This is a genomic window from Streptomyces sp. NPDC002018 (genome assembly GCF_042890865.1).
Classification (GTDB): domain Bacteria; phylum Actinomycetota; class Actinomycetes; order Streptomycetales; family Streptomycetaceae; genus Streptomyces.
Genome location: NZ_JBIASO010000010.1, coordinates 150109 through 170707 on the forward strand (window position 1 = coordinate 150109; position 20599 = coordinate 170707).

The 20599-nt window shown below is 71.4% G+C and carries 20 protein-coding genes; 10 read left to right on the forward strand and 10 right to left on the reverse strand.

Going from position 1 to position 20599, the window contains the following annotated elements:
* Positions 1-79: 79 nt before the first annotated feature.
* Positions 80-604, reverse strand: coding sequence for a hypothetical protein (locus ACFYYH_RS18790; RefSeq protein ID WP_388551939.1), 525 nt, complete (start codon positions 602-604; stop codon positions 80-82).
* A gap of 199 nt (positions 605-803) precedes the next feature.
* On the opposite strand from ACFYYH_RS18790, the gene ACFYYH_RS18795 reads away from it, so the two are divergent.
* Both ACFYYH_RS18795 and ACFYYH_RS18800 read left to right on the forward strand, forming a co-directional pair.
* Complete coding sequence (locus tag ACFYYH_RS18795; protein WP_388551940.1) at positions 804-1409, forward strand: ABC transporter ATP-binding protein; 606 nt, start codon at positions 804-806, stop codon at positions 1407-1409.
* Complete coding sequence (locus ACFYYH_RS18800) at positions 1406-2230, forward strand: ABC transporter permease (protein WP_388551941.1); 825 nt, start codon at positions 1406-1408, stop codon at positions 2228-2230. The genes ACFYYH_RS18795 and ACFYYH_RS18800 overlap by 4 nt, the downstream gene beginning before the upstream one ends.
* Positions 2231-2290: 60 nt before the next feature.
* Here the strand turns inward: ACFYYH_RS18800 and ACFYYH_RS18805 are convergent, their stop codons facing one another.
* The gene (locus tag ACFYYH_RS18805) at positions 2291-4459 is read right to left on the reverse strand and encodes a polyprenyl synthetase family protein (protein WP_388551943.1); all 2169 of its coding nucleotides are present in this window, start codon (positions 4457-4459) and stop codon (positions 2291-2293) included.
* A 565-nt stretch (positions 4460-5024) separates the two neighbouring features.
* On the opposite strand from ACFYYH_RS18805, the gene ACFYYH_RS18810 reads away from it, so the two are divergent.
* Positions 5025-6659 (forward strand): hypothetical protein, encoded by a 1635-nt coding sequence (locus ACFYYH_RS18810; protein ID WP_388551945.1) that lies wholly within the window; start codon positions 5025-5027, stop codon positions 6657-6659.
* Between the two features lie 14 nt (positions 6660-6673).
* On the opposite strand, the gene ACFYYH_RS18815 is transcribed toward ACFYYH_RS18810, so the two are convergent.
* Both ACFYYH_RS18815 and ACFYYH_RS18820 read right to left on the reverse strand, forming a co-directional pair.
* Positions 6674-7039, reverse strand: a complete 366-nt coding sequence (locus ACFYYH_RS18815; RefSeq protein ID WP_388551946.1) for a BTAD domain-containing putative transcriptional regulator — start codon at positions 7037-7039, stop codon at positions 6674-6676.
* Positions 7040-7113: 74 nt separating this feature from the next.
* Complete coding sequence (locus ACFYYH_RS18820; RefSeq protein ID WP_388551948.1) at positions 7114-7704, reverse strand: TetR/AcrR family transcriptional regulator; 591 nt, start codon at positions 7702-7704, stop codon at positions 7114-7116.
* Between the two features lie 262 nt (positions 7705-7966).
* On the opposite strand from ACFYYH_RS18820, the gene ACFYYH_RS18825 reads away from it, so the two are divergent.
* Entirely contained in the window at positions 7967-8911 is a 945-nt protein-coding gene (locus ACFYYH_RS18825) for an alpha/beta hydrolase family protein (RefSeq protein WP_388551950.1), read from the forward strand.
* Between the two features lie 205 nt (positions 8912-9116).
* On the opposite strand, the gene ACFYYH_RS18830 is transcribed toward ACFYYH_RS18825, so the two are convergent.
* Entirely contained in the window at positions 9117-9668 is a 552-nt protein-coding gene (locus tag ACFYYH_RS18830) for a hypothetical protein (RefSeq protein WP_388551951.1), read from the reverse strand.
* A gap of 271 nt (positions 9669-9939) precedes the next feature.
* On the opposite strand from ACFYYH_RS18830, the gene ACFYYH_RS18835 reads away from it, so the two are divergent.
* Both ACFYYH_RS18835 and ACFYYH_RS18840 read left to right on the forward strand, forming a co-directional pair.
* Positions 9940-10938, forward strand: coding sequence for a hypothetical protein (locus ACFYYH_RS18835; protein ID WP_388551953.1), 999 nt, complete (start codon positions 9940-9942; stop codon positions 10936-10938).
* Positions 10887-11570: a helix-turn-helix domain-containing protein gene (locus ACFYYH_RS18840; protein WP_388551955.1), complete on the forward strand. Its 684-nt coding sequence runs from the start codon at positions 10887-10889 to the stop codon at positions 11568-11570. Before ACFYYH_RS18835 ends, ACFYYH_RS18840 begins: the two co-directional genes overlap by 52 nt.
* 184 nt (positions 11571-11754) lie before the next feature.
* Here the strand turns inward: ACFYYH_RS18840 and ACFYYH_RS18845 are convergent, their stop codons facing one another.
* Positions 11755-12333 (reverse strand): TetR/AcrR family transcriptional regulator, encoded by a 579-nt coding sequence (locus ACFYYH_RS18845; RefSeq protein WP_388551957.1) that lies wholly within the window; start codon positions 12331-12333, stop codon positions 11755-11757.
* A 249-nt stretch (positions 12334-12582) separates the two neighbouring features.
* On the opposite strand from ACFYYH_RS18845, the gene ACFYYH_RS18850 reads away from it, so the two are divergent.
* Complete coding sequence (locus ACFYYH_RS18850; protein WP_388551959.1) at positions 12583-13431, forward strand: alpha/beta fold hydrolase; 849 nt, start codon at positions 12583-12585, stop codon at positions 13429-13431.
* 312 nt (positions 13432-13743) lie between these two features.
* Entirely contained in the window at positions 13744-14460 is a 717-nt protein-coding gene (locus ACFYYH_RS18855; protein ID WP_388551960.1) for a LuxR C-terminal-related transcriptional regulator, read from the forward strand.
* Positions 14461-14525: 65 nt separating this feature from the next.
* Here the strand turns inward: ACFYYH_RS18855 and ACFYYH_RS18860 are convergent, their stop codons facing one another.
* Both ACFYYH_RS18860 and ACFYYH_RS18865 read right to left on the reverse strand, forming a co-directional pair.
* Positions 14526-16040 (reverse strand): aKG-HExxH-type peptide beta-hydroxylase, encoded by a 1515-nt coding sequence (locus ACFYYH_RS18860; protein WP_388551962.1) that lies wholly within the window; start codon positions 16038-16040, stop codon positions 14526-14528.
* Positions 16041-16137: 97 nt separating this feature from the next.
* A complete protein-coding gene (locus ACFYYH_RS18865) occupies positions 16138-16275 on the reverse strand; it encodes a hypothetical protein (protein WP_365903108.1) in 138 nt (45 codons plus the stop codon).
* A 203-nt stretch (positions 16276-16478) separates the two neighbouring features.
* Between ACFYYH_RS18865 and ACFYYH_RS18870 the strand changes: the two genes are divergently transcribed.
* Positions 16479-17774 (forward strand): MFS transporter, encoded by a 1296-nt coding sequence (locus tag ACFYYH_RS18870; protein WP_388551964.1) that lies wholly within the window; start codon positions 16479-16481, stop codon positions 17772-17774.
* A gap of 402 nt (positions 17775-18176) precedes the next feature.
* Positions 18177-18743 carry a TetR family transcriptional regulator gene (locus ACFYYH_RS18875; protein ID WP_388551966.1) on the forward strand — a complete coding sequence of 189 codons (567 nt, stop codon included), beginning with the start codon at positions 18177-18179 and terminating at the stop codon, positions 18741-18743.
* A 57-nt stretch (positions 18744-18800) separates the two neighbouring features.
* Here the strand turns inward: ACFYYH_RS18875 and ACFYYH_RS18880 are convergent, their stop codons facing one another.
* Together ACFYYH_RS18880 and ACFYYH_RS18885 are read right to left on the reverse strand one after the other, a co-directional pair.
* Positions 18801-19418, reverse strand: a complete 618-nt coding sequence (locus ACFYYH_RS18880; RefSeq protein WP_388551967.1) for a ScbR family autoregulator-binding transcription factor — start codon at positions 19416-19418, stop codon at positions 18801-18803.
* 134 nt (positions 19419-19552) lie between these two features.
* A complete protein-coding gene (locus ACFYYH_RS18885; protein ID WP_388551969.1) occupies positions 19553-20311 on the reverse strand; it encodes a response regulator transcription factor in 759 nt (252 codons plus the stop codon).
* Positions 20312-20599 lie beyond the last annotated feature (288 nt).

Here is a 20599-nt window from a genome sequence, read left to right on the forward strand (position 1 = left end):
TACCAACGCTCCCGGCCCCACCTGGGCGGTAACCGCTGATCCGGAGCGGCCCGGCGGTCGCCGGAAGACACGGGCCCGGTCAGCCGGGGAGGTGACCGTCGCGCCGGTCGGTCTCCTCCATGTCGTAGAAGTGGTCGGGGAAGGGCCTGGCGCGGCGTGGATGACGCCGCCGGCGCACCTTGGCCGCCCCGAGGGCGAAGGAGACGGGAAACATGAGGGTGAGCGCCGCGCCCGCCACGACGGCCACCCAGGTGCCCTCCGTGTAGGCGTCGCGCTGCTCCTCGACGACCTCCTCCGGAGTGCCACTGCCCACGACGACGCAGTCCTCCACCCCGGGGTCGCAGTGGGACGGTTCGAAGTCACCGAACTGACGGATCCCGAACACGAGCAGGACCACCCCCGCTGCCTCCACCCCCAGAACGAGCGCGGCGAGGGCGGTCACCCGCGCGGCGGCCGGGTGGCGGCGTGCCGCCCGCACGGCCGGACCGGTGGCGGCGCCGGCGGCCGCGACGACCCCGGCCCATCCCCAGGAGTCCAGGCCCAGGCCGGTCAACAGCCACAGGGGTGCGGACCACAGCAGACCCGCCACAACCGATTTCAGCATCCGGCTCCCCCGAACCTCCGTACGTGACAGGCCGCCTCCGTGGTGTGCGACCGTACCCGCTCCTGGCGCCCCTTCGGTACCGGCGGAGGCGTCGGACCCGCGCGTCCCGGCCCGCATGCGCCGTGGCGTTTCCTCGCGACCGCTTGTTCGTTGACAGGACACGTACGGCCTACATCGGCGGGACGAACAGGGGGCGTTCATGAAGGTGGAGGGAGTCCACCATGCCTACGGCAGTCGGCGGGTGCTGCGCGGTGTCGACGTCGCGCTGCCCGCGGGGTCGGTGGTGGGTGTCGTGGGTGAGAACGGGGCGGGCAAGTCGACGCTGCTGAAGGTCCTTTCGGGAGAACTCCGACCGGACCGGGGCGTGGTCCGGCACGGTGGACGGTTCGGGTACTGCCCGCAGGAGGTCGTGCTCAACGACGCGTTCACGGTGCGTCAGCACCTGGAGCTCTTCGCCGCGGCGTACGCCGTCGCGGATCTGCGGCGGGCCGATGAGGTCATGGCGATCCTGGGTTTCACCGAGTACGCCGGTGCCCTGGTGGGAACGCTCAGCGGCGGCACACGGCAGAAGCTGAACCTGACGCTCGCGGTGATGCACGATCCGCAGGTGCTGCTGCTGGACGAGCCGTACCAGGGCTTCGACTGGGAGACGTATCTGCGTTTCTGGGATCTCGTCGGGGACCTGCGGACCGCCGGCCGGTCGGTTCTCGTCGTCTCGCATCTGGCGTACGACACGGACCGGCTCGACCAGGTGTGGCGGCTGCGGGACGGTGTGCTGCACGGCATGCAGGAGAACGTGCGGTGAGGCGCCGGATGCGGCTGTTCGGGATCGCCACGCGCTACGGCCTGGTGGAGCACACCAGGAACCGGTTCGCCATGCTGCTTGTGGCCGTGTTCCTTCCCGTGTGGGTCATTCTGTCGGGCTGGACCGTCCCCGAGGATCCGGTACGTTTCCGGGTGCAGAGCACCGGTCGCCTGCTGACCGCCGGGGGTGACAGGCTCACCCAGATCACCGGGGCTCTGAACGCGGTCACGCTGATCATCGGCTTCATGATGTTCGCCGCGACCTTCAGCAACGGGGCGTTCGACCGGCGCCTGTCCATGGCCGGCTTTCCCCGCGTTCCGCTGGGGCTGGCGAAGGTCGCCTGCCTGGTCATCGCGTCGGTGGTGGTCTGCTCGTACGCCACCGCGGTCATCTGCTGCTTCTGGTCGCCCCGGCAGCCCGTGCTGCTCGGAACGGCGCTCTTCTGCACGGCGATGACGTACGGCGCGCTGGGTGTCGCCCTCGGTACACTCCTGCGCCGCGAGGTGGAGGGCATGTTCGCCATTGTCATGATCAGCGTGGTGGACCTGGCTCTGCAGAATCCCCTCGCCAGCAGCGGGGCGGACAGCGACATGGTGCGGTGGCTGCCCTCGTACGGTGCCATGCAGGCCGCGACCGCCGCGGGCTTCTCCACCAGCGTGTCCGCCGTGGACTTCGCGGTGCAGCTGGCCTGGTTCGCCGTCAGCGCCCTCGTCGGCCTCCTCGCCTTCCACCGGCGCACCCGGTCCGCGCTGCCGGGTGCCGCGCGGCTCGGCCGGCAGGCGGACACCGGCCCGGCGCCGTCCGGGAAGGCCGCGATGTGATGAGGGCGGTGTCCCGCGCGAGGGGCTCGCGCGGGACACCGTCGTCCTCCGGCTCCCGGACTACCGCTGGGACGGAACGGTGGCGGCGGACCGGCTGATCTCACGGCGCAGCCGCGCCAGGTCGGGTCCGGCCGCCTCGGTCCTCGGGGCGTACCGTTCGGACTCGGGCTGCCGGACATCGACGAACAGCTTCAACCGGTCGTAGATCGCGGCGTACCGGTCGCCCTGGCCGGAGAGGCCGGGCAACGTACGGAAGAGTACGGGCACGTACGCGAGGACCGCGTTGTACTGGGCGCGCTTCTCGGCCACTTGGCGCTCCACCCGCTCGACGGCCTCCGCGCGGCTGCACCCCGTCTCGTGACGGATCGCCCTGACCAGGTTGTAGGGGATCCGGTCCGCCTCGTCCTGGTCGAGTCCCGCCAGGTCGTTCTCGGCGAAGATGACGAAGAAGGCGAGTTCCTCCAGCCGTCGGACCATGCGGTGACCGCGCAGCGCGGCGGGGATCTCCCGGTCCTGGAGAACCTCCGAGCATCCCATGCCGATCTCGAACCCACTGGTCGACCTCCGCAGCGGCAGGTACTCCGCCGTCGAGGGGATGTAACCGCTGATGCGGTGGAGGGCCTCACGCTCGCAGGCGTGGAAGGTCTCCTCGATGCTGTCGAGGAAGGCCTCCCGCCACCGTGCTGTCCTGCCTTTGTGCAGGCGCGGCCACAACTGCGCCCAGGCCGTCGGGATCGCGCCGTGCGTCCAGGGGGCGGCCGGGTCCTGGCGCAGGGTCGCCACCAGGTTCTCCCTCAGCTCGGTGACGGCCCTCGGGTCCGTCAGCCGCGGATCCTCGAAGATGTCGTCCCACACGCAGATCAGCGTGCCCATGGCCGCGGTGGCCCGCTTCCTCTCGGAGGCGTCCTCGTCGCCGCCCTCGACGTCGCCGCCCTCGACGTCGGCGGCCGCGTCCGTCGCCCGGGGGAGGATCCGCTCGATCATCCACATGGCTCCGGCCAGGCGGTGGTGGTCGGCCTCCGCCGGGGTGGCGGCGAGGCCGGTGTCCACGAGCCAGTCCTTCACCCACCGCGTGACCTGCTGGCCGTGCGCGGCCTCCTGGGACCGAGGCGTCTGCCGGGCCTGGCGCGGGACCGCCGCGGGACGGGAGTCGGTGCGCCGGTCGAACACGGCCTGGGCGTACGCCTTCAACTCGGCGACCGCGCGGGGGTGTTCGGAAAGTCCGGAGAGCTGGTCCACGGCCTTGGCCACGTGGGCGTCGGCCAGCGCCCGTGCCTCCTCCACGGCCCCCGACGCGAGAACGAGGGTCCGGGCGCGAGCGGCCTCCTCCCGGGTCACCTCCTTGCCCAGCAGACGGCCCAGGTCGCGGTCGCGGGAGGCCGCGCGGATCACGGGGAGGGTGTAGACACCCTCGGACAGATCCGTGTTGACGGGCTTGCCCAACTCCTCTTCCGTGGACGTCAGGTCGAGAATGTCGTCGTGTAACTGATAGGCGAGCCCGAATTCCCGGCCGAAGCCGGCCAGCGCCTCTTCCCGGCCCTCTTCCCGGCCTCCTTCTCGGCCTTCCTGCCGGCCCTCCCGCGGGGCGCCGCTTCCGGGTGCCTGCCGGGCGCCGTTCGCGGTCGCCTGAGGGCCGGTGCCTTTCGCGATCGCCTGTAGGGCTCCCAGCCGGCAGGCCAGGGTGAACAGTTCTGCCGTCTTGCCGCCGATCGCGTCGAGGTAGGACTGTTCGCTGCGCGAGGCCGAATACAGGTCGGCCGCCTCCATCACCATGCCGGCGCACATGCGTTCGCTCGCCCTCACCCCCTCGGCGACCTCACGTTGGCCGAGCCCCGCCAGCATGCCCAGACCGGAGAGCATCACGCAGTCCCCGGCGAGGATGGCGAGGTGCTGACCCCACAGCGCGTTGGTGCTGGGGCCGCCCCGGCGCTCGTAGGCGTGGTCGACGACGTCGTCGTGGTAGAGCGCGCCCACGTGCAGCAGTTCGGTGGCCGCGGCGGCGAGCACCGCACGGTCGTCGGCCGGCTTCGAAGGGTCGGTGAGCACGTAGTACGAGAGCAGAGCGAGGACGGGACGGACCAGGCCGCGGGACGTGCCGGCCCCTTCGAGTGTGAGTGCGTCGAGTTCGGGCCTGCCGTGGATACGCACCGGCCCGAGAGCATCACGGACCCTGTCCAGGTCCGCCTCGAGGCAGGGGAAAACAGCGGGATCGATCCCAGAGGGTGGCATATGACTCTCCTGACGCTGGTCGGGTTCAGCGAGCGGGAGGTCAGCCGGCACCCGGCACGGGAGGCGGCGGAAGCCGCTTCCCGTCATGGCCACCCCCACGCCGCTCCGACAGGAAACAGGAGCCGGCCGGAGTGCGCGGGCGGGCTGCATCAAACCCCCTGATCGTATGAACTGACCCGTCTCGCCACGATCCCGCTCCGGCGCGGGACCTTGCCCTCCACGGTCGGTTCCGGTCCTTCATCGCCGAGAGCGCGGCCCCTCTCCCGCGCCTCCTTGCCGGGGACTCGGACGGCGGGCCATCCTGAACGCTTGATCTGACGTACCGTCACAGCCACCTGTCGTTGTGGGCGTACGAGAACGCGAGACCCCGGATCCCGGTGTTCATCGGACCGCGACACCCACTTCACCTGCGCTTTCGCCCTGTGACACCGCAGGGCCCAAAGGGCCCGGAGCGTAGTGGGAATTGGGTCTTGGGCTGGGTCCACGGGCCTAGGCCCTCATTGTTGTCCGCTCCGTAGCGTTCGGTCCGAACCCGGATCACCGGCTCGCGCGGAGAGGCGAAGACGTGAGGAAGAGCGGCTCGGCGGGACCCTTCCGGTCCCGGGAGCGGGGGCAGGCGTCGGCGGAGTATCTCGGCGTGCTCGGCATCGTGGTGAGCGTGGTGCTGGCGCTCACGCTCACGTCGGCCGGGACGGACATAGCCGTCGGACTCCGGGACGCGGTGTGCCGGATCCTGGGCGGGGCCTGCCAGTCGGATCCGGGAGGCGGCGGGGACACGGCGCTGCCGAGTCCGGGCCCTTCGGGTCGCACCGGCCCGCCGGGGCCGGACGGAGAGGGCGGCGCACCGGAATTCGACGACGCGTCGTTCGAGCCCGACAGATGCATCCTGGCGACCGAGACCGACAAGCAGAAGACCGTGATGCGCATTCTCTTCATCAAGATCAGTTCCAGCAGTGAGCTGAAGGTCACGCAGTGGTCCGACGGGTCGGTCACGCTCGATTCCACGGGAACGGTGCAGGGCGGTGTGGAGGCCGGCATCGACTTCCCCGGGCTCAAGCAGTGGGGCGGCAGTGCCTCGTTGAGCGGGAGCTACACCAAGGGCGGTGGCGGTGGCGGGCGATGGCTGTTCGACAGTCATGAGAGCGGCGACCCGCAGAAGGACCTGGAGGCCAACTACAACGCCGCCAAGGAGTTCGCGGACTATCTGAAGGGCGCGGCGAAGTGCAACAGCGGTCCGCCCCGGGCGTGGGGCACCGAGCTCGGCATGCTCTGCCACAACGAGAACAAGGACAAGCTGCCCGAGCTGGAGCCCGAGAAGCAGCCGGACCTCGACATCACCAAGACCACCGATGAGAAGTCCGGTGACGTCAAGTTCGGCAAGAGCCTGCGCAAGGGCAAGGACAACAAGAGCGTCGGCCAGCTCACGGGCAAGGGCGCCCAGGGCACCTGGATGAACGACACCCTGGTCATGCGCGGCAACGGAGAGATCACCTTCGTCTACACGATGGAGATCAACGGCAGGGTCGGCAATGGCTACCAGGGTGAGGGCAGCCATATGCAGCAGTTCTACGTGACGTACAACGCCGAGGACTACGACAGGGAGGAGGGGGAGGGCAAGGAGCACCGTCCGACCAAGCTGCGGATCACGACGGCCGAGCGCGGCATGAGCGGCAATCCCGGCGTCGACGTGCGCGGGTCGGTGCCCGCGGGGCCGTTCACCTTCCATGTCGAGGGGGGCGGCGGGAAGACCGACACGGAGGTGCACACCGAGGTCGCGGAGCTGGACCTCAAGGATCCCAAGGACAGTGAGACCGTGGAGAACTATCTGCGGAACGGGGAGGACGGCGGTGACAGCGGACTCAAGCAGATCCACAACGCGGGCATCCCCTCCCCGCACTCCGCGGCCGAGCCACTGGCCCCTGATGCCACCGCCTTCGAGCGGCTCCTGCACGACAAGGGCAAGCTCAGCAGCCTCGACTACAAGGTCAACATCGACTGGTGGAAGGCCGGGTTCGCGCTCAGCCTGGGCACCTCCCTCCACAAGTGGAGCACGGGCTTCAAACTCTTCGGCCTGGAGACCAGCCACGAGCACGAGGACCAGAGGCTGATCGGCGACCCGACCTACGCGGGCGCGCCGCGCCCGGACGGCGACCGCCCCTGGCTCCCGTTCAAGAAGTGCACCGCGGTCACCCCGGTCTGAGCTCACCGTGAAGATCACCCCTGAGTCCGCGCGCGAGCGGTCGCGGCGGGTGTTTCACCAGCCGGCCGGGCGCAGGTGCGGCAGTGGCATCCGCTGCCGGCCCGGCCTGGAGGTCTCCGCCGTGTCCCGGTGACGGGTGCGATGGCGGCCTCGGCCGGGTCGACGTCGAGAACCGGGGCGGCGGTGAGGATCTGCTCATACAGCCGGCGCAGCGGCGCGCCGGGATCGACGCCCGTCTCCCCGGCCACCCGGCGCCGGGCATGCTCGTAGCACTCCAGGGCCTCGGCCTGCCGCCCGCACCGGTACAGGGCCGGCATCAGATGCCCGGTCACCCGCCGGCGGCGCGGCCGACATGACTCCCCCGAGCCGATGCACGGCACGCGCTACGGAGGGTTCGTCGCCTACGACCGGCCTGGCGCGGGTGGTCCGCCCGCGTCGGGTGCCTGACCGGTGGTCAGCGCGGGCGGCGCAGTCCCGCGACGAGGAACGCGACCAGTCGGCGTGTGTCGTAGCGGGGATGACGGCCGGCGCCCGCGCAGAGGCTCGCGACGCCGCGCATGATCTCGTAGGCCTCCAGGTCGGAGCGGATCTCGCCGGCACCGGCCGCGGCGTCGAGCAGGCGGGTGCACACCGGTACGAGGCGGTCGAGGAAGTAGGAGTGCAGGGGGTCGAAACAGGGGTCGTCGGACTGGAGCACGGCGGCGAGTCCGTGTTTGGTGACCAGGAAGTCGACGAAGAGGTCGATCCATCGCCCCAGTGCGGCGTGCGGGGTCGCGCTCGTCGCCAGCAGGGCCGGACCGGCCTCGGCGAGGGTCTCGACCTGGTGGCGGTAGACGGCGACGATGAGATCCGCCCGTGTCGGGAAGTGGCGGTAGATCGTGGCCGTCCCGACACCGGCCTCGGCCGCGATGTCGCGTACCGGCGCTTCCACGCCTGAGGCGACGAAGACCGCGGCGGCGGCGTCGAGCAGGGTCTCCTCATTGCGTCGCGCGTCCGCCCGTTTGGGCCGGGCCGCGCGTCCCGTGTCCCGGTCGCCGTCGTTCACCGCGTCTCTCCCCTCGCTCCCGGGATTGCTAAACGGGACAGTGTCCCGTATCGTCAATCGGGACAGTGTCCCGTTTCTTGATGATGTCAGATCGGGGACCCGGCGACCAAACCGCACGCTGCCGCCAGGCTCAGCGCGGCAGGGAGAACGGTCATGCGGTACGACACCGTCGGTCGCCCGGGAGGGCGGGTCGGCACACTCGTGCTCGGCGCGAAACCCTCCGGGCGCTGGACCGAACTCGCCGATGGGAAAGGCCTTTCGCATGACCGGATCAGAGAGGGCGACCATGGAGATGGCCATGGGCGCACCCACTCCCGTCGTCTCGGTGAAGCCGGTGGTGCTACCAGCACCGGGCCGTGGTGAAGACCTGCGCGTGAGAGTGTCCGCGCCGACGACCGGGCGCGAACTGCCGGTCATCGTCTTCTCGCACGGCTTCGGCTCGTCGTTGGACGGCTATGGTCCCTTGGCCGACTTCTGGGCCGCTCACGGCTTCGTGGTGATCCAGCCCACCCATCTCGACTCAAGGACCGTGGGCCTTCCTCCGGACGATCCCCGCACACCGCGGATCTGGCGTTTCCGGGTCGAGGACATGAAGCGCGTCCTCGACGGGCTCGATCTGCTGGAAGCCGCTGTTCCCGGCCTCGGCGGGCGCCTCGACCGAAGCCGCATCGCCGCGGCCGGACACTCCTTCGGCGGCCAGACGGCGGGCATTCTGCTGGGCTTGCGCGTCCTCGATCCCGAGAGCGGGCAGGGCGAGGACCTGTCCGACTCGCGCGTCACGGCGGGCGTGCTGCTTGCCACGGCCGGACAGGGCGGAGCCGACCTGACACCGTTCGCGGCCGAGCGCTACCCGTTCATGAACCCGGACTTCGCGGACATGACCACGCCTGCCCTCGTGATCGCGGGGGATCGGGACGACTCCCCGCTGACCGTCAGGGGACCGGACTGGCTCGCCGACCCGTACTTCCTGAGCCCCGGCGACAAGAGCCTGCTCACACTGTTCGGGGCGGAGCACTCGCTCGGCGGGATCCCCGGCTACGAGGTCAAGGAGACGACGGACGAGAATCCCGAACGCGTCGCCCTGATCCAGCGGCTCACCTGGGCCTATCTTCGCCACGCACTCGGCATGGACGATTCCAGTTGGTCGGCGGCGCAGAAGACCCTGTCGGAGAGCACCGACCCACTGGGCCGAATCGAATCCAGGTGAAGCTCCGGAAGCCGACAATCCCCCTGCCGGTCCGGGCCCTTGACGAGGCGTCAGCCGTCCGGCGGCCGCGCCCTCGGGGCTGAGCCGACGGCTCACCCTCCGTGGAACACCCGGGCCGGCGTGGCCGGCTGCCGGCTCGGTCGTGAACGGAGGCAGGGCCCGGACGTCCGGTCCGGGCCCTGCCGCATACGGGAATGCCTGTCTGTCAGTCGCCGGTGTTGGTGGCCCAGACGGGCCTGTTGGCGTTGTTGTAGACGACGACGTTGCCGTCGTCCTGGACGGCGACGTAGTGGCCCTTGCGCCAGGTCCCGGCGGCCCAGATGGGCTGGCCGGCCTTGTTGTAGATGACGAAGTTGCCGTCCTTCTGCATGACGAGGCGGTCGGCGTTGGGATAGACGTTCGGGGCCTGCCAGGCGGGGCGGTTGTTCTTGTAGACGACGACGTTGCCGTCACTCTGGACACGCAGGATGGTGCGGCCGTTGCCGGAGGTCCACGCCTGGTTCTTGCCGAGGGTGGCGGGTGCGTAGAAACGGGAGTCGCTCCGCAGGGCCTCTCGGGGCTGCGTGCTCCGAACGGTACGGCTGCTCTCCACGGCGTCAGCGGCCGGCACGGCGGCCAGAACGGGCAGGGCTGCGAGGGCGAGCGCGGGAAGGCCGCGCCACACGAGGTTCTTGATCACACCCGGATTTAGGCAGTCCGGGGATGTCCGCGACAGTCCCGCGGCCGAGAACTCACCCGTATGGTCCAGTGATTTCATCGCCGAAACGACACTGCGTTCGCCGTCGTCGGTGACCTCGGGCTCGCCACCGAACCCGCCGGCGGCGCGGGTGGCCCGGTCCCCCACAACGACGGATTCCGCGTCGCCGCGGGCCCCCTCGGACGCCGCCGGTTCGGACGCTCCACATCGCCGATCTCCCGGACGCCCCCAGGAGTGGCAGAAGTCCCGTCGCAGCGGCGACAATCGGTCTCCTCCCGTGGCGGGGTCTCCCGGACCCGGCACGCTGACCGGCGAGGCGAAGGGGTGCGGTGTGGACGTGCGAGCGGCGCCGTCCCCCGACTCCGGGCGCGCGGCCGACATCCTGACCATGCACCGGCTGGTCCGCAAGGCGGACGGTGTCCAGGCGCTGCTGCGGTGGCTGGCGCGCCGGACGGGGTGCTGGGTCGGGCTGGTGGACCAGGCCGGCGGCGTACAGGCGGCATCTCCCCGGGCGTACGACTCCGATGTGAGGACGCTCGTCGCCGAGGGGCTGCGCGTGATGCGCGAGCGGGGGCTGCGTACGTTCCTCGCGGGCGAGTCCCCGGGCCGCTCGGGCGCGCTGCTGGCCGTCGACATACCCGGGGACCGGTCCGGCCCCGTCCCGTCCGGTCTGGTCCCCTCCGGCCTGGTCCCGTCCGGTCTGGTCCCGTCCGGTCTGGTCCTCGCGGTCGTCGGGCCCGATCCGCTCGGGACGGCCGCCCCGGCCGACGCGGGGCCGCTGCTCGGGGTCTGCTGGTGGGCGAACGAGACCGAACGGGCCCGACGGCGCGTAGAGATCGCCGACGCGCGCGGGCGGGAGGCCGTGCTGCATCTGCTGATGTCGGGGAACCTCGCGACGGCGCACCAGATCGCGGGCGTCCTCGCGCCGCGCCTCCACGATCCGGCCCGGTTCCATGTCATCGAGTGCGGTGTCGACCGGCGGGCCGAGACGATCCGTATCTGCACCGAACTCACCGGCGGCCGGGCGTGGATCGTACGGTGTCCCGTCTACTCCGACCATGTGCTCGTGGTCGCGTCGGCGGACCCCGTCCCCGCGGACTCCCGCCCGCTGGAAGCCGCGCTCGCGGCCGGGATAGAGGGCTGTGCCGTGGGCACCGGTGACGCGCTGGCGCTGCGCGACACGGCCATCGGCTACGAGCAGGCCTTCCACGCGCTCGCGGTGGCCCGTGGCCGCCCCGAGCGCTGGGCGCGGTTCGACGCCACGCTCGGGCTGCCGTCGTGGTGGGGCGGCGGGGCCGCGCCTGGGCCGACCGTCTGCTGGCGCCGCTGACCGGGTATGTCCCCGCCCGGAGCGCCGACCCCGACAGCCGCACGCTGACCGACACGGTCCGGTCGTGGCTGGCCTTCTCGTCGGCCGCGACCAGTCATATGAAGATCCACCGCAACACCCTGGCCTCCCGTCTCCGCCGCGTCGAGGCCCTTCTCGGTCTGGACCTGGGGCTGGTGGGTGATCAGGCGAAGCTCGATCTGGCCCTGCGGATCGGGGCGTTACCGCCCGTGACGGACCACGGGCCGACGGGGGTGGCGCCACCGGCGCCGTCGGCTCCGGCTCCGGCTCCGGCTCCGGCTCCGGCTCCGGCTCCGGCTCCGGCTCCGGCCGAGGATGCCTTCGAGACGCTGCTGCGCCTGCCGGCCGTACGGGAATGGGCGCTGACGCAGTTGCGCCCCGTCCATGAGGACGCGCCCGCGCTGGAGCCGACGCTGCGCACCTGGGTGCGGAACGACACCCGGCTGAGTGCGACGGCGCAGGCGCTCGGTGTGTCGGTGACGGGAGCCCGTAAGCGGCTGATCCGGCTCGAACAGGTGCTGCGCCGGTCGCTGTTACGGGTCCCGAACGCGCGTCATGACCTGTGGCTGGCCGTCGAGGTCCTCGACCGCGGCGGGCCGGACAGGAACTTCTGAAACCGCCGGCCGGTCCGGCTGTGCAGTCCGACTCTCGCAGGACCGCCGCACGGAACCTAGAGTCGGGGCCGTGTTCACGCCCCGGTCGGGGGGTGGGGCGTGAACACCGCCCACGCGCCGGCCCTCGGCGCGCCCGCGCAGCCGGTTCGCCGTGCTCGTCCGGGTGCGTCGCGGTGCGGGGCCGTCACGAGAGGACGGCGACGACGGCCCGTTCCAGGTGGGCGCGGACGGCTTCGGAGTCGTCGAGATCGCCGCCGACCATGGCACCGTCGCGCAGCAGCAGGAGCGTCGCGGTGGCGTGGTCGGCGTCGGCGCACCCGGCCGCCGTGACGAGATTCCTGACGGTCTGCCTGAACCAGGCCCGATGGGCCTGGACCGCCTGGTGCACGGGCTGGCCGGGGTCGGGGTACTCGGCGGCGGCGTTGATGAACGGGCACCCGCGGAAGTCCGGGCCGCACACCTCCGCGCCGACACCGGACATCACCGTGATCAGCAGGGTCCGCGGGTCGGTGCTGACGGTGAACAGTTCCGCTACCCGGGCCCTGATCTGCTGGTCGCGATGGCGGACGTAGGCGAGGACCAGCTCCTCCTTGCCCGGGAAGTGCCGGTAGAGGGTGGCCCGGGTGACACCGGCCTCGGCGATGATCCGGTCCACGCCGACGTGGTGGATCCCCTCGGCGTAGAAGATGTGCGACGCCGTTTCCAGCAGGCGGTCACGAGCCGGGGAGGGCCGCTGCTGGGGCGCGGTGGCGGAAGTGGACATGCCGCCACCCTACCGGAACGATCGTTCTCCCACAATGGACACCGATGCGCCGAGTCGGCCTCACGCCCGACTGGCCCGCCCGACCCGCTCGACCCACTCGACCTGCCTGGCCCGTCCGCCCAGCCTGGCCCGTCCACCCCGCTCGGCGAGTCCGCTCAGGGAAAACGCAGGGACCAGATTGACCGTCGAAGGATCGCACCCTAACCTCCTGGGAAGACAGAACGTTCTGTCTCTTTAGGAGGTTCAACCATGTTCCATGCCCGATCCCGCGCATCCCGGCGAACGGTGCTCGCGCTCGCCGCAGGCGCCGTGCTCGCCGGCCTCGCCGTCCCGGCCCTCGCCGCCGGGAGCACCGACCAGCACCCCGCTGCCGCCGCCCGCACCACCGCCAGGCCCACCGTGGTCCTGGTACACGGCGCCTGGGCCGACTCCTCGAGCTGGGGCGATGTCGTCAACCGGCTGGAGGCCCAGGGCTATCCCGTCCTCGCCCTCGCCAACCCGCTGCGGGGGCTGGCACAGGACTCCGCCTACCTGGAGAGCCGTCTGCGCGGCATCACCGGCCCGGTCGTCCTGGTCGGACACTCCTACGGCGGTGCGGTCATCACCGAGGCGGCCGCGCACGTACCCAACGTGAAGGCGCTCGTCTACGTGGCCGGCTTCGCCCCCGCCAAGAACGAGAGCACCGGCGCCCTGGTGGCGAAGTACCCCGGCTCGCACGCCACCCCCGATGCCCTGAACACCGTTCCGTACGACACGGGCGGCACACGGGGGGTCGACGTCTACATCAAGCCCGACAAGTTCCGTGACGTGTTCGCCGCCGGGCTCCCCCGGCGGCAGACCAGCACCCTCGCGGCGGTTCAACGCCCCATCGCCGCCGGGGCTCTTGAGGAGACCGCCACGGCGGCGGCCTGGGAGACCATCCCTTCCTGGTACCTGGTGACGCGCGACGACCATGCCGTCCCGCCCGCCACCCAGCGCTTCATGGCCGGACGCGCCCACGCGCACACCACCGAGGTCACCGCGCCCCACGCGGTGATGCTCACCCGCCCCGACGCCGTCGTCGGCATCATCCGCAGCGCCGCCACGGCGACCCGCTGACCCACCTGAGGCGGCGGGCCGTACCGAGGCACATGCCCGGCACGGCCCGCGCCCGAGACCACCCACCGCAGACAGCAAGGGCACATGCGATGGAATGAGGAATCCTGCCACCGAACTGGGCCGCCTCCGTCGCTGATTCCCGCGGCCCCTGGTGAGTGGCGCTGCCGCACCGGCCGCCGCCCTCGGCCGTACGACCGTACCGACCGGCCCGTCCGACAGGCGTCTACGCTTTCACGGGAATCTTGATCAAGAGGGTGCGGGAAAGGGCGCTGCGTCATGCCTCGCACCGGCCCGAGAACGAGGATGGGGTCCATGGCCGACGCGGTACGGAACAGCGGTATCCGTGTGGTGGTGATAGAGAGCGTCCCCCTGGTTCTGGACGGCTTACGCTCCGCGCTCGAAAACGGCGGGATCACCGTCTCCACGGGGACACGGGATCCGCACCTGGGCGAGCGGGCGGTCCGGGAGGCGAAGCCCGACGTGGTCATCGTCGACCTCGATCTGCCCGGTCGCGCCGGGGTCGGACTGCTCGAACGGCTGCGCCGGCAGTACCCGGCGGCCCGGCTGGTCGCCGCGGTGTCCCCCGAGCACGACGACGACAGCCTGCTGCTGACCACACTGATGGCGGGGGCCACGGGCTATCTGCTCAAGAACACGGAGACGGCGGATCTGCTGCGTACGGTGCGGGCCGTACGACGCGGATACGTCATGCTGGGCCCGCGGACCGGGGGCGAACTCTCCGCCCTCCTGGTGCGCCTGGCGGAATCCCGCGGGAGGCTCCCGTTCCCGGCGCTCACGAACCGCGAACGGGAGGTTCTGCGACTGGTCTCGCTCGGCTACGGAAACCGTCGCATCGCCCAGGAGCTGTTCATATCGGAGAAGACCGTGCGCAATTACGTCTCGGCCATCCTGCCGAAGATCCATGTCTCCAGCCGGCTGGAGGCGATCGTCTCCGCACGGCTGGCCGGCCTGGAAACCGCCGGCCCCGGTACGGGTGCGGGTACAGGTGCGGGCCTCGCCGGCGCGTAGCCGGTGCGGCGGCGAGGCCCGCACCCGTACCGGCGGCCTGGGGCGGCCCGACCGGAGCGGGAGCGCTATCCGCCGTGGGTGACGAGGCCGGCGTCCAGGAGCCGGCGCAGGCTCTCGCCCACCTGCCGGCCGGTCTCCTCCGAGCCGGCCGGGAGACCGGCCGCGCGGGCGTAGGCCGTGCGCACCGCGCCGAAGTCCCGCCCGTCGCACAGGGAGTAGACCGTCCACGAGCGCGCGTTCAGCCAGTGCATCCGGGCCGACCCCGCGGTGCTGACGACGAGCTGCCCCAAGCCGGGCAGGGCGCACGCGTCCACCGGCCCGGCCTGCTGGAGAACGCCCTCCGTGGGAACCCCCGGCACCGGCGACGGGTCCTCGCGCCGGGTCTTCGCCGCGGTCCGGTCAGGGGGCTGAGGCGCGTCGTCGTCCACCAGGCGGAGCACGGTGAGCAGCCAGCGGGCGAACCGGTGCCCGTTCTCGGTCAGCGCCTGGTCCGGCAGGGTCAGGACGCACTGCGCGAGGTAGCGGGCCCGTTCCGCGCTGGTCCGGTATTCCCCGCTCCGGGCGGCGGGCGTGCCGGGGCTGGGCTCGTCCAGCTCCTCGGCCGAAGGGGGCGGGCCGAACCTCTCACGGACCGCGTCGCCCGCCGTGGCCGCGGCGGCCCGGAAGACCAGCAGATGCACATAAAAGTGCAGGGCCACGAACACGCGGATGAGCGTCCATCTGCCAATCCGCCACGGAATCGGGACACGCTCGTTGGGGTTCGCGACGAGGGCGCCCGTCCGGAGCGCGTCGAAGAGTTTGAGGTGGGCTCCCTCGTGGAGCAGGCTCTCCGCGGCGAGCCACGGGGAAGTGCAGCGTTCGGGCGCCAGCAGCACCGTGGAAGGGAGCGGATCGCCGCCGGACATGGACTGGAGGGGACCCTCCTCGCTCTCCCTGTGGGTGAACCCGACCATGGTGACGTGCCCGAGTACGCCGGCTCCCGCGGACGGCAGCAGCGTCGCGAGGAGTTCCGCGCCCTCCCGCAGGACGGCCCGGATGTCGTCCGTCGGATCGACCGGTCCCGCCGCCCGGACGTCGCCGAGCGCGTCCCGGTACAGCTCCATGAGGCGCCCGGCCAGGATCTCCTGCGCGCTGTCACGCGGTGCCGGCTCGGTCATGATCCAGGCGTCCCCGCGACCGGGCCAGGCAGGCCGGTGCGGGTGGGTGAGCGCTTCGCAGGGTCCCGTGGAGGACGGGGCGTCCGCCGCGGCGCCGGCCGCGTAACCGCTCAGGCGGGCGAACGAACTGCGCCCGAGCCGGCCGCTCTCCAGTCGTACGAGGTCCACCTCGAAGCAGTTGCGCAGCACCGGGTCGTACAGCAGCGGACGGAGGTGTTCGTCGGCCGCCGCGGCCGCCGCCCTCAGCGCCTTCTCCCCTTCGCCGTCATGCCGTGCCAGCATGGTCAGACCCAGCCGGAACCGGGCGAGGTTGCGCTCGCCGATGGCGGCGGAGTCGCCGAACTGCCGGTCGGCGCAGAGCAGGGTGTCGGCCTGGGCCACCACATCGGTGGTCGACGCACCGGCGGAAGACAATGCGGACAACGACGGACCGTCCTTCGGGGTCAGACAGCGAACCTGGACGTGGAACACCGGCACCGGGCCCTTCTGCGGCCCGGTGCCGGACCGGAAGTGCCGTGCGTCAGACGGTCGTCAGGGCCGCCTGGTAGGAGGGGAGCCAGGCTCGCTCCTCCGGCGCGTCGGTGGCGACCTCCGACGCCTCGTCGTCGAGGTACGCGTCCGGAGCCAGTTCGGGGATCTCAATGTGGTCTACCAGCATGTCCAGTCCCTTCGGTCGTTGGTGCGCGGAGCGGGGCCGGGCAGGCTTCGCCCCGGGCGTATCATTCTCCGGCACCCCGTGTCCCGCCCTGATGGGACCGTTGTCCCGAATGTTGTCCCGCGGCCCGCGGGTCACCACAGCGGGCTTACGCTCCAGGCGTAACGGCGCGGCCGGATCACGGCCCGTCCAGCACACTCCTTCCCGTGACCTCCGACTCGGCCTCCGTCCCCGCCCGGGAAGAGCGCGCCACCTACGGGGACGTGCTGGCCGACCGGCGCTTCCGGCTGCTGCTGGCCACCCGGACCCTGACGGTCGCGGCCGACGCGCTGCGCATCATGACCCTTTCGGTGCTGGTCTTCGCGACGACCGGCTCACCCCTGCTGAGCGCCCTGACGTTCGGCATCGGCTTCCTGCCGCAACTCGCCGGCTCCTTCTTGCTCGGCTCGCTCGCCGACCGGGCACGCCCGCGCCGTCTCGTGATCGCGGGGCACGGTCTCCAGTGCCTGACGGCCGCCGTGATGGGGGTGGCGCATCTGCCGGTGGCGGCCATCCTGGTCCTCCTCGCCGCCGTCGCCGGGTTGACCCCCGTCTTCAGCGGTGTGACCAACCGGCTCGTCGCCGAGACGCTCACGGGCGACGCCTATGTCCTGGGACGCTCGCTGTCCAATATCTGCGCGTCCGCGGCCCAGTTGACGGGTCTGGCGGCCGGGGGCGCCGCGGTCGCGTTGCTGGGTCCGCGGACCACCCTGCTGTGGAGCGCGGGCGCCTATCTGATCGCCGCGGTCGCCATCCGCGTGCGCCTTCCCGACCTGCCCGCCCCCGAGCAGGCCGTACCGGAGCAGTCGGCAGCCGAGCAGGCGGCACCGGAGCGGGCGCCGCGGCAAGGACGGCGGCGCGGCACGGGGTCGGTACTGCGCCACAGTTGGTACGGCGGCGCCGCACTGCTCGCCGACCGGAGGGTCCGCGCGCTGCTGCTCGCCCAGTGGCTGCCGCCGATGTTCGTCGCGGGTGCCGAGAGCCTGATCGTCCCGTTCGTGAGCGACCACCGTATGCCGGACGGTTCGGCCGGACTGCTGCTCGCCTGTCTGCCGGTCGGCATGCTCACCGGTGACCTGGCCGTCGGCCGATTCGTCCGGCCCGCGGTGCGGGAACGTCTGGTCCCCACGCTGGTGGTGGTCCTCGGCCTGCCGCTGGCCGGCTTCGCGCTGGACCCGTCGTGGGTCGTCTGCGCCGTCCTCCTCTTCCTCACCGGAACCGGATTCGCCTACGCACTCGGACTCCAGCGCTCGTTCCTCGACGCGGTCCCGCAGGCGCGCCGCGGCCAGGCGTTCGGGCTGCTCTCCGCCGGGCTGATGTCCGTACAAGGAGTGGGACCGGCGGTGTTCGGGACCGTCGCCGAGTTCACGGACGCGGGCATGGCCATGGCGCTGGCCGGTCTGGCGACCGTGTGCGCGGCGGGGGGTATGGCCGCGCGACGCGCGGGAGACGGCGGCCGGTAGGGCGCCGCGCGTCAACGGGCCACGGCCGGCGCCGATTCCACGGTCGGCGCCGGTGCGCGTGTGCGCGACGGCGTGCCCGTGCCGCGACCGGGTAAGGGTGTGTGACGGGGCGTGAGCCCCCTTCTGGTGGCGGGCGGGACACCGTGGGCCGGAAGGGGCAACAGACAGACCTGTTTGGTTGTCACGTACTCCAGATCCACCGCACCACGGCGGCGTTCGGGGACAAGTCGCTGCACAGGGGCGGATTTGCGGGAGCTGTGAAAATCGGAAGGGAAGAGTCCCGTACAGGACTGTCAAGCAAAACAGGCATGGTTGTATGATTCTGCTTCGCCGCTGGTGTCAGTGCCCGCGGCTCATCCATGTATCGCTCGTGCTGCGAGCAAGGGAAGGCGGTGCACCCTGATGCAGACACGGTCCGAACAGACCCGTCGGGCTCTTGTCCGCGCCACGGCCGAGCTGATCGCGGACGGTCAGCTCTCCGACGCGGGGCTGGTCAACATCTGCCGCAAGGCCGGTGTCAGCCGCGGGGCTCTCTATCACCACTTCCCCTCCACCGCGGCGCTGGCGGCCGCGGTGTACGGGCAGGCACGCCACCGGGTCGTCGCACTGACGGAGGAGGCGTTCGAGGGGCCGTCGGCGGACGCGCTGGAACGCTTCCTCGTCGCCCTGGGCGAGGCCCTGCGCACGGAGGAGATCGTCCGGGCGGGCATGCGGCTGGCGGAGGACGGCTCGGCCGGACCGCCGCGGCTGCGCGACGACTTGCTGACCATGGTCCACCAACGCGTGTCGGACGCCCACCAGGAGACAACATCCCGGCACGAGGACCTGGCCGACCTGGCCGTGGTGGTGGCCGCCGGACTCGAGTCGCTGGGCCACACCAGTGTCGACTGGTGGAGCGTCACCACCTCGCAGCGCCTGTGGGGAGTGCTGCGCCCTCTGTTCGGGCCGGACGGGGCCGACCGGGACTGAGCACGGCCGGCCCCGAGCCGCCGGGAGCGGGTCGGCACGGGGCGGCGGAGCCGGCCCTCAGTCCTCCGCGGCGACGGGCGGCGCGGTGGTACGCAGCCGCCCGATGATGCCGGGGATGGCCAGGCCCGGCAGCAGGAACCGCCAGAACACCCCGGTCCGCTCGGGCAGGTCCTCGCGGTTGGTGTACGCCTGGGACATGATCTGGAGGCCCGTGAAGGCGGCGACGATGGTCGAGGCGGCCTCCGGCACGTCCACACCCGGCAGGATCTCGCCCCTCTCCTCGGCCTGCCGCAGCAGCTTGAGGATCGCCGTACTGGACTGCTCGTAGGCGCTCTGCGGCGGGCTGAAGGACGTCTGCTCGACCGTCAGGCGGACACTGGCCCGCAGCACCGGGTCGTGCTGGAGCCGCCTGGCGAACTCCAGGGTCAGATCGATCACGGCCTGGAGCTTCACCGGCTGGTCCGGCACCTCCAGCGCCTCGGCATGCGCGTCCACCAGGGCTCGGGCGAGAGCCTCCTTGGACGGGAAGTGGTGATACAGCGAACCTCGGGTGAGCCCGGTCCTGGCCAGGATCTCATTGGTGCTCGCGGCGTCGTAGCCCCGCTCGTCGAACACACGGGCGGCGGCCTCCAGGATCGAGAGCCGCGATCTCTTTCCACGTTCCTGCTGTGCCATGCCGGATCCTCACCCTGAATTTACAGACTTGTCTGCACAGTATCCGGCCCGTCGGACAGGAGTCAGTCACCGGGACATGCCTCCGGTTCGGCGGGTGTTCAGGGGTTCCGGGTGGTCCGGGGATCCGGGATGGGCTACGGATGCCCGAGCCGGAAGCCGACTCCGCGCACCGTGGTGATCCATCTGCTGGAGCCGAGCTTGCCGCGCAGGGTGCTGACGTGGGTGTCGACCGTACGGCCGTGGGGGGACCAGGCGTCGTCCCAGACCTGCGCCATGATCTGGCGGCGCGGGACGACGGTGCCGGGCTGCGAGGCCAGCAGATACAGCAGGTCGAACTCCTTGCGGGTCAGGTCCACCGGCTTCCCGTCCAGCGTGGCCACCCGGGCGGCCGCGTCGATGCGCAGCGGCCCGTGGCTGATGATCCGGGTGGCGGTCGGCTGTGAGCGCGCCCGGCGCATCACCGCCTCCATCCGCGCCAGCAGTTCCCGGAAGCCGTACGGCTTGACCAGGTAGTCGTCGGAGCCGGCCTGGAGACCGAGCACCCGGTCGAGTTCGGAGTCGCGCGCGGTGACGGCGATGATCGGGATGTCGCTGACCGCCCGGATGCCCCGGCACACCTCCAGGCCGTCCAGGTCGGGCAGGTCGAGGTCGAGCAGCACCAGGTCGGCGTCGTGGTGCGCCCGGAGTGCCTGGGCGCCGGTGGCCGCGCTCCGGGTGGTGTAGCCCTGTCGCACCAGGCTCTTGAGGAGCGCGTCGGCGGCCCGCGCGTCGCTCTCGACGACCAGTGCGCACAGGGGCCCTTCCTGGCCCGCGCCCTGCGGGGCGACCGTGGGGCGGTGCGGATGGCAGCGCTCCGATGTCGGTCCGAGTAGATCCACGGCCTGCCGATACATCTGTTCCTCCTGAGACACAGCCACGCCCTCACAGACTGCTGAACGCTCACGACGGCGAACATACCAAACAGACTTGTCTGATTGTCAACGACGATTATCCGAGGGCGCGGCGACCACTCACGACAGGGTGTCGCGTCGCGAACAGCAACTGACTTGCATCCTGGGCGACTTGACGGTGTATCACCTGTGGAGCACCGAGGGGCGGCGAGCCCGGCCCGGCACCCGCAGCCATACAAGGCTGCATGTTTCACTGCGGCGAGGGGCAAAGCGGGGCAAGCCGGCGCCGCC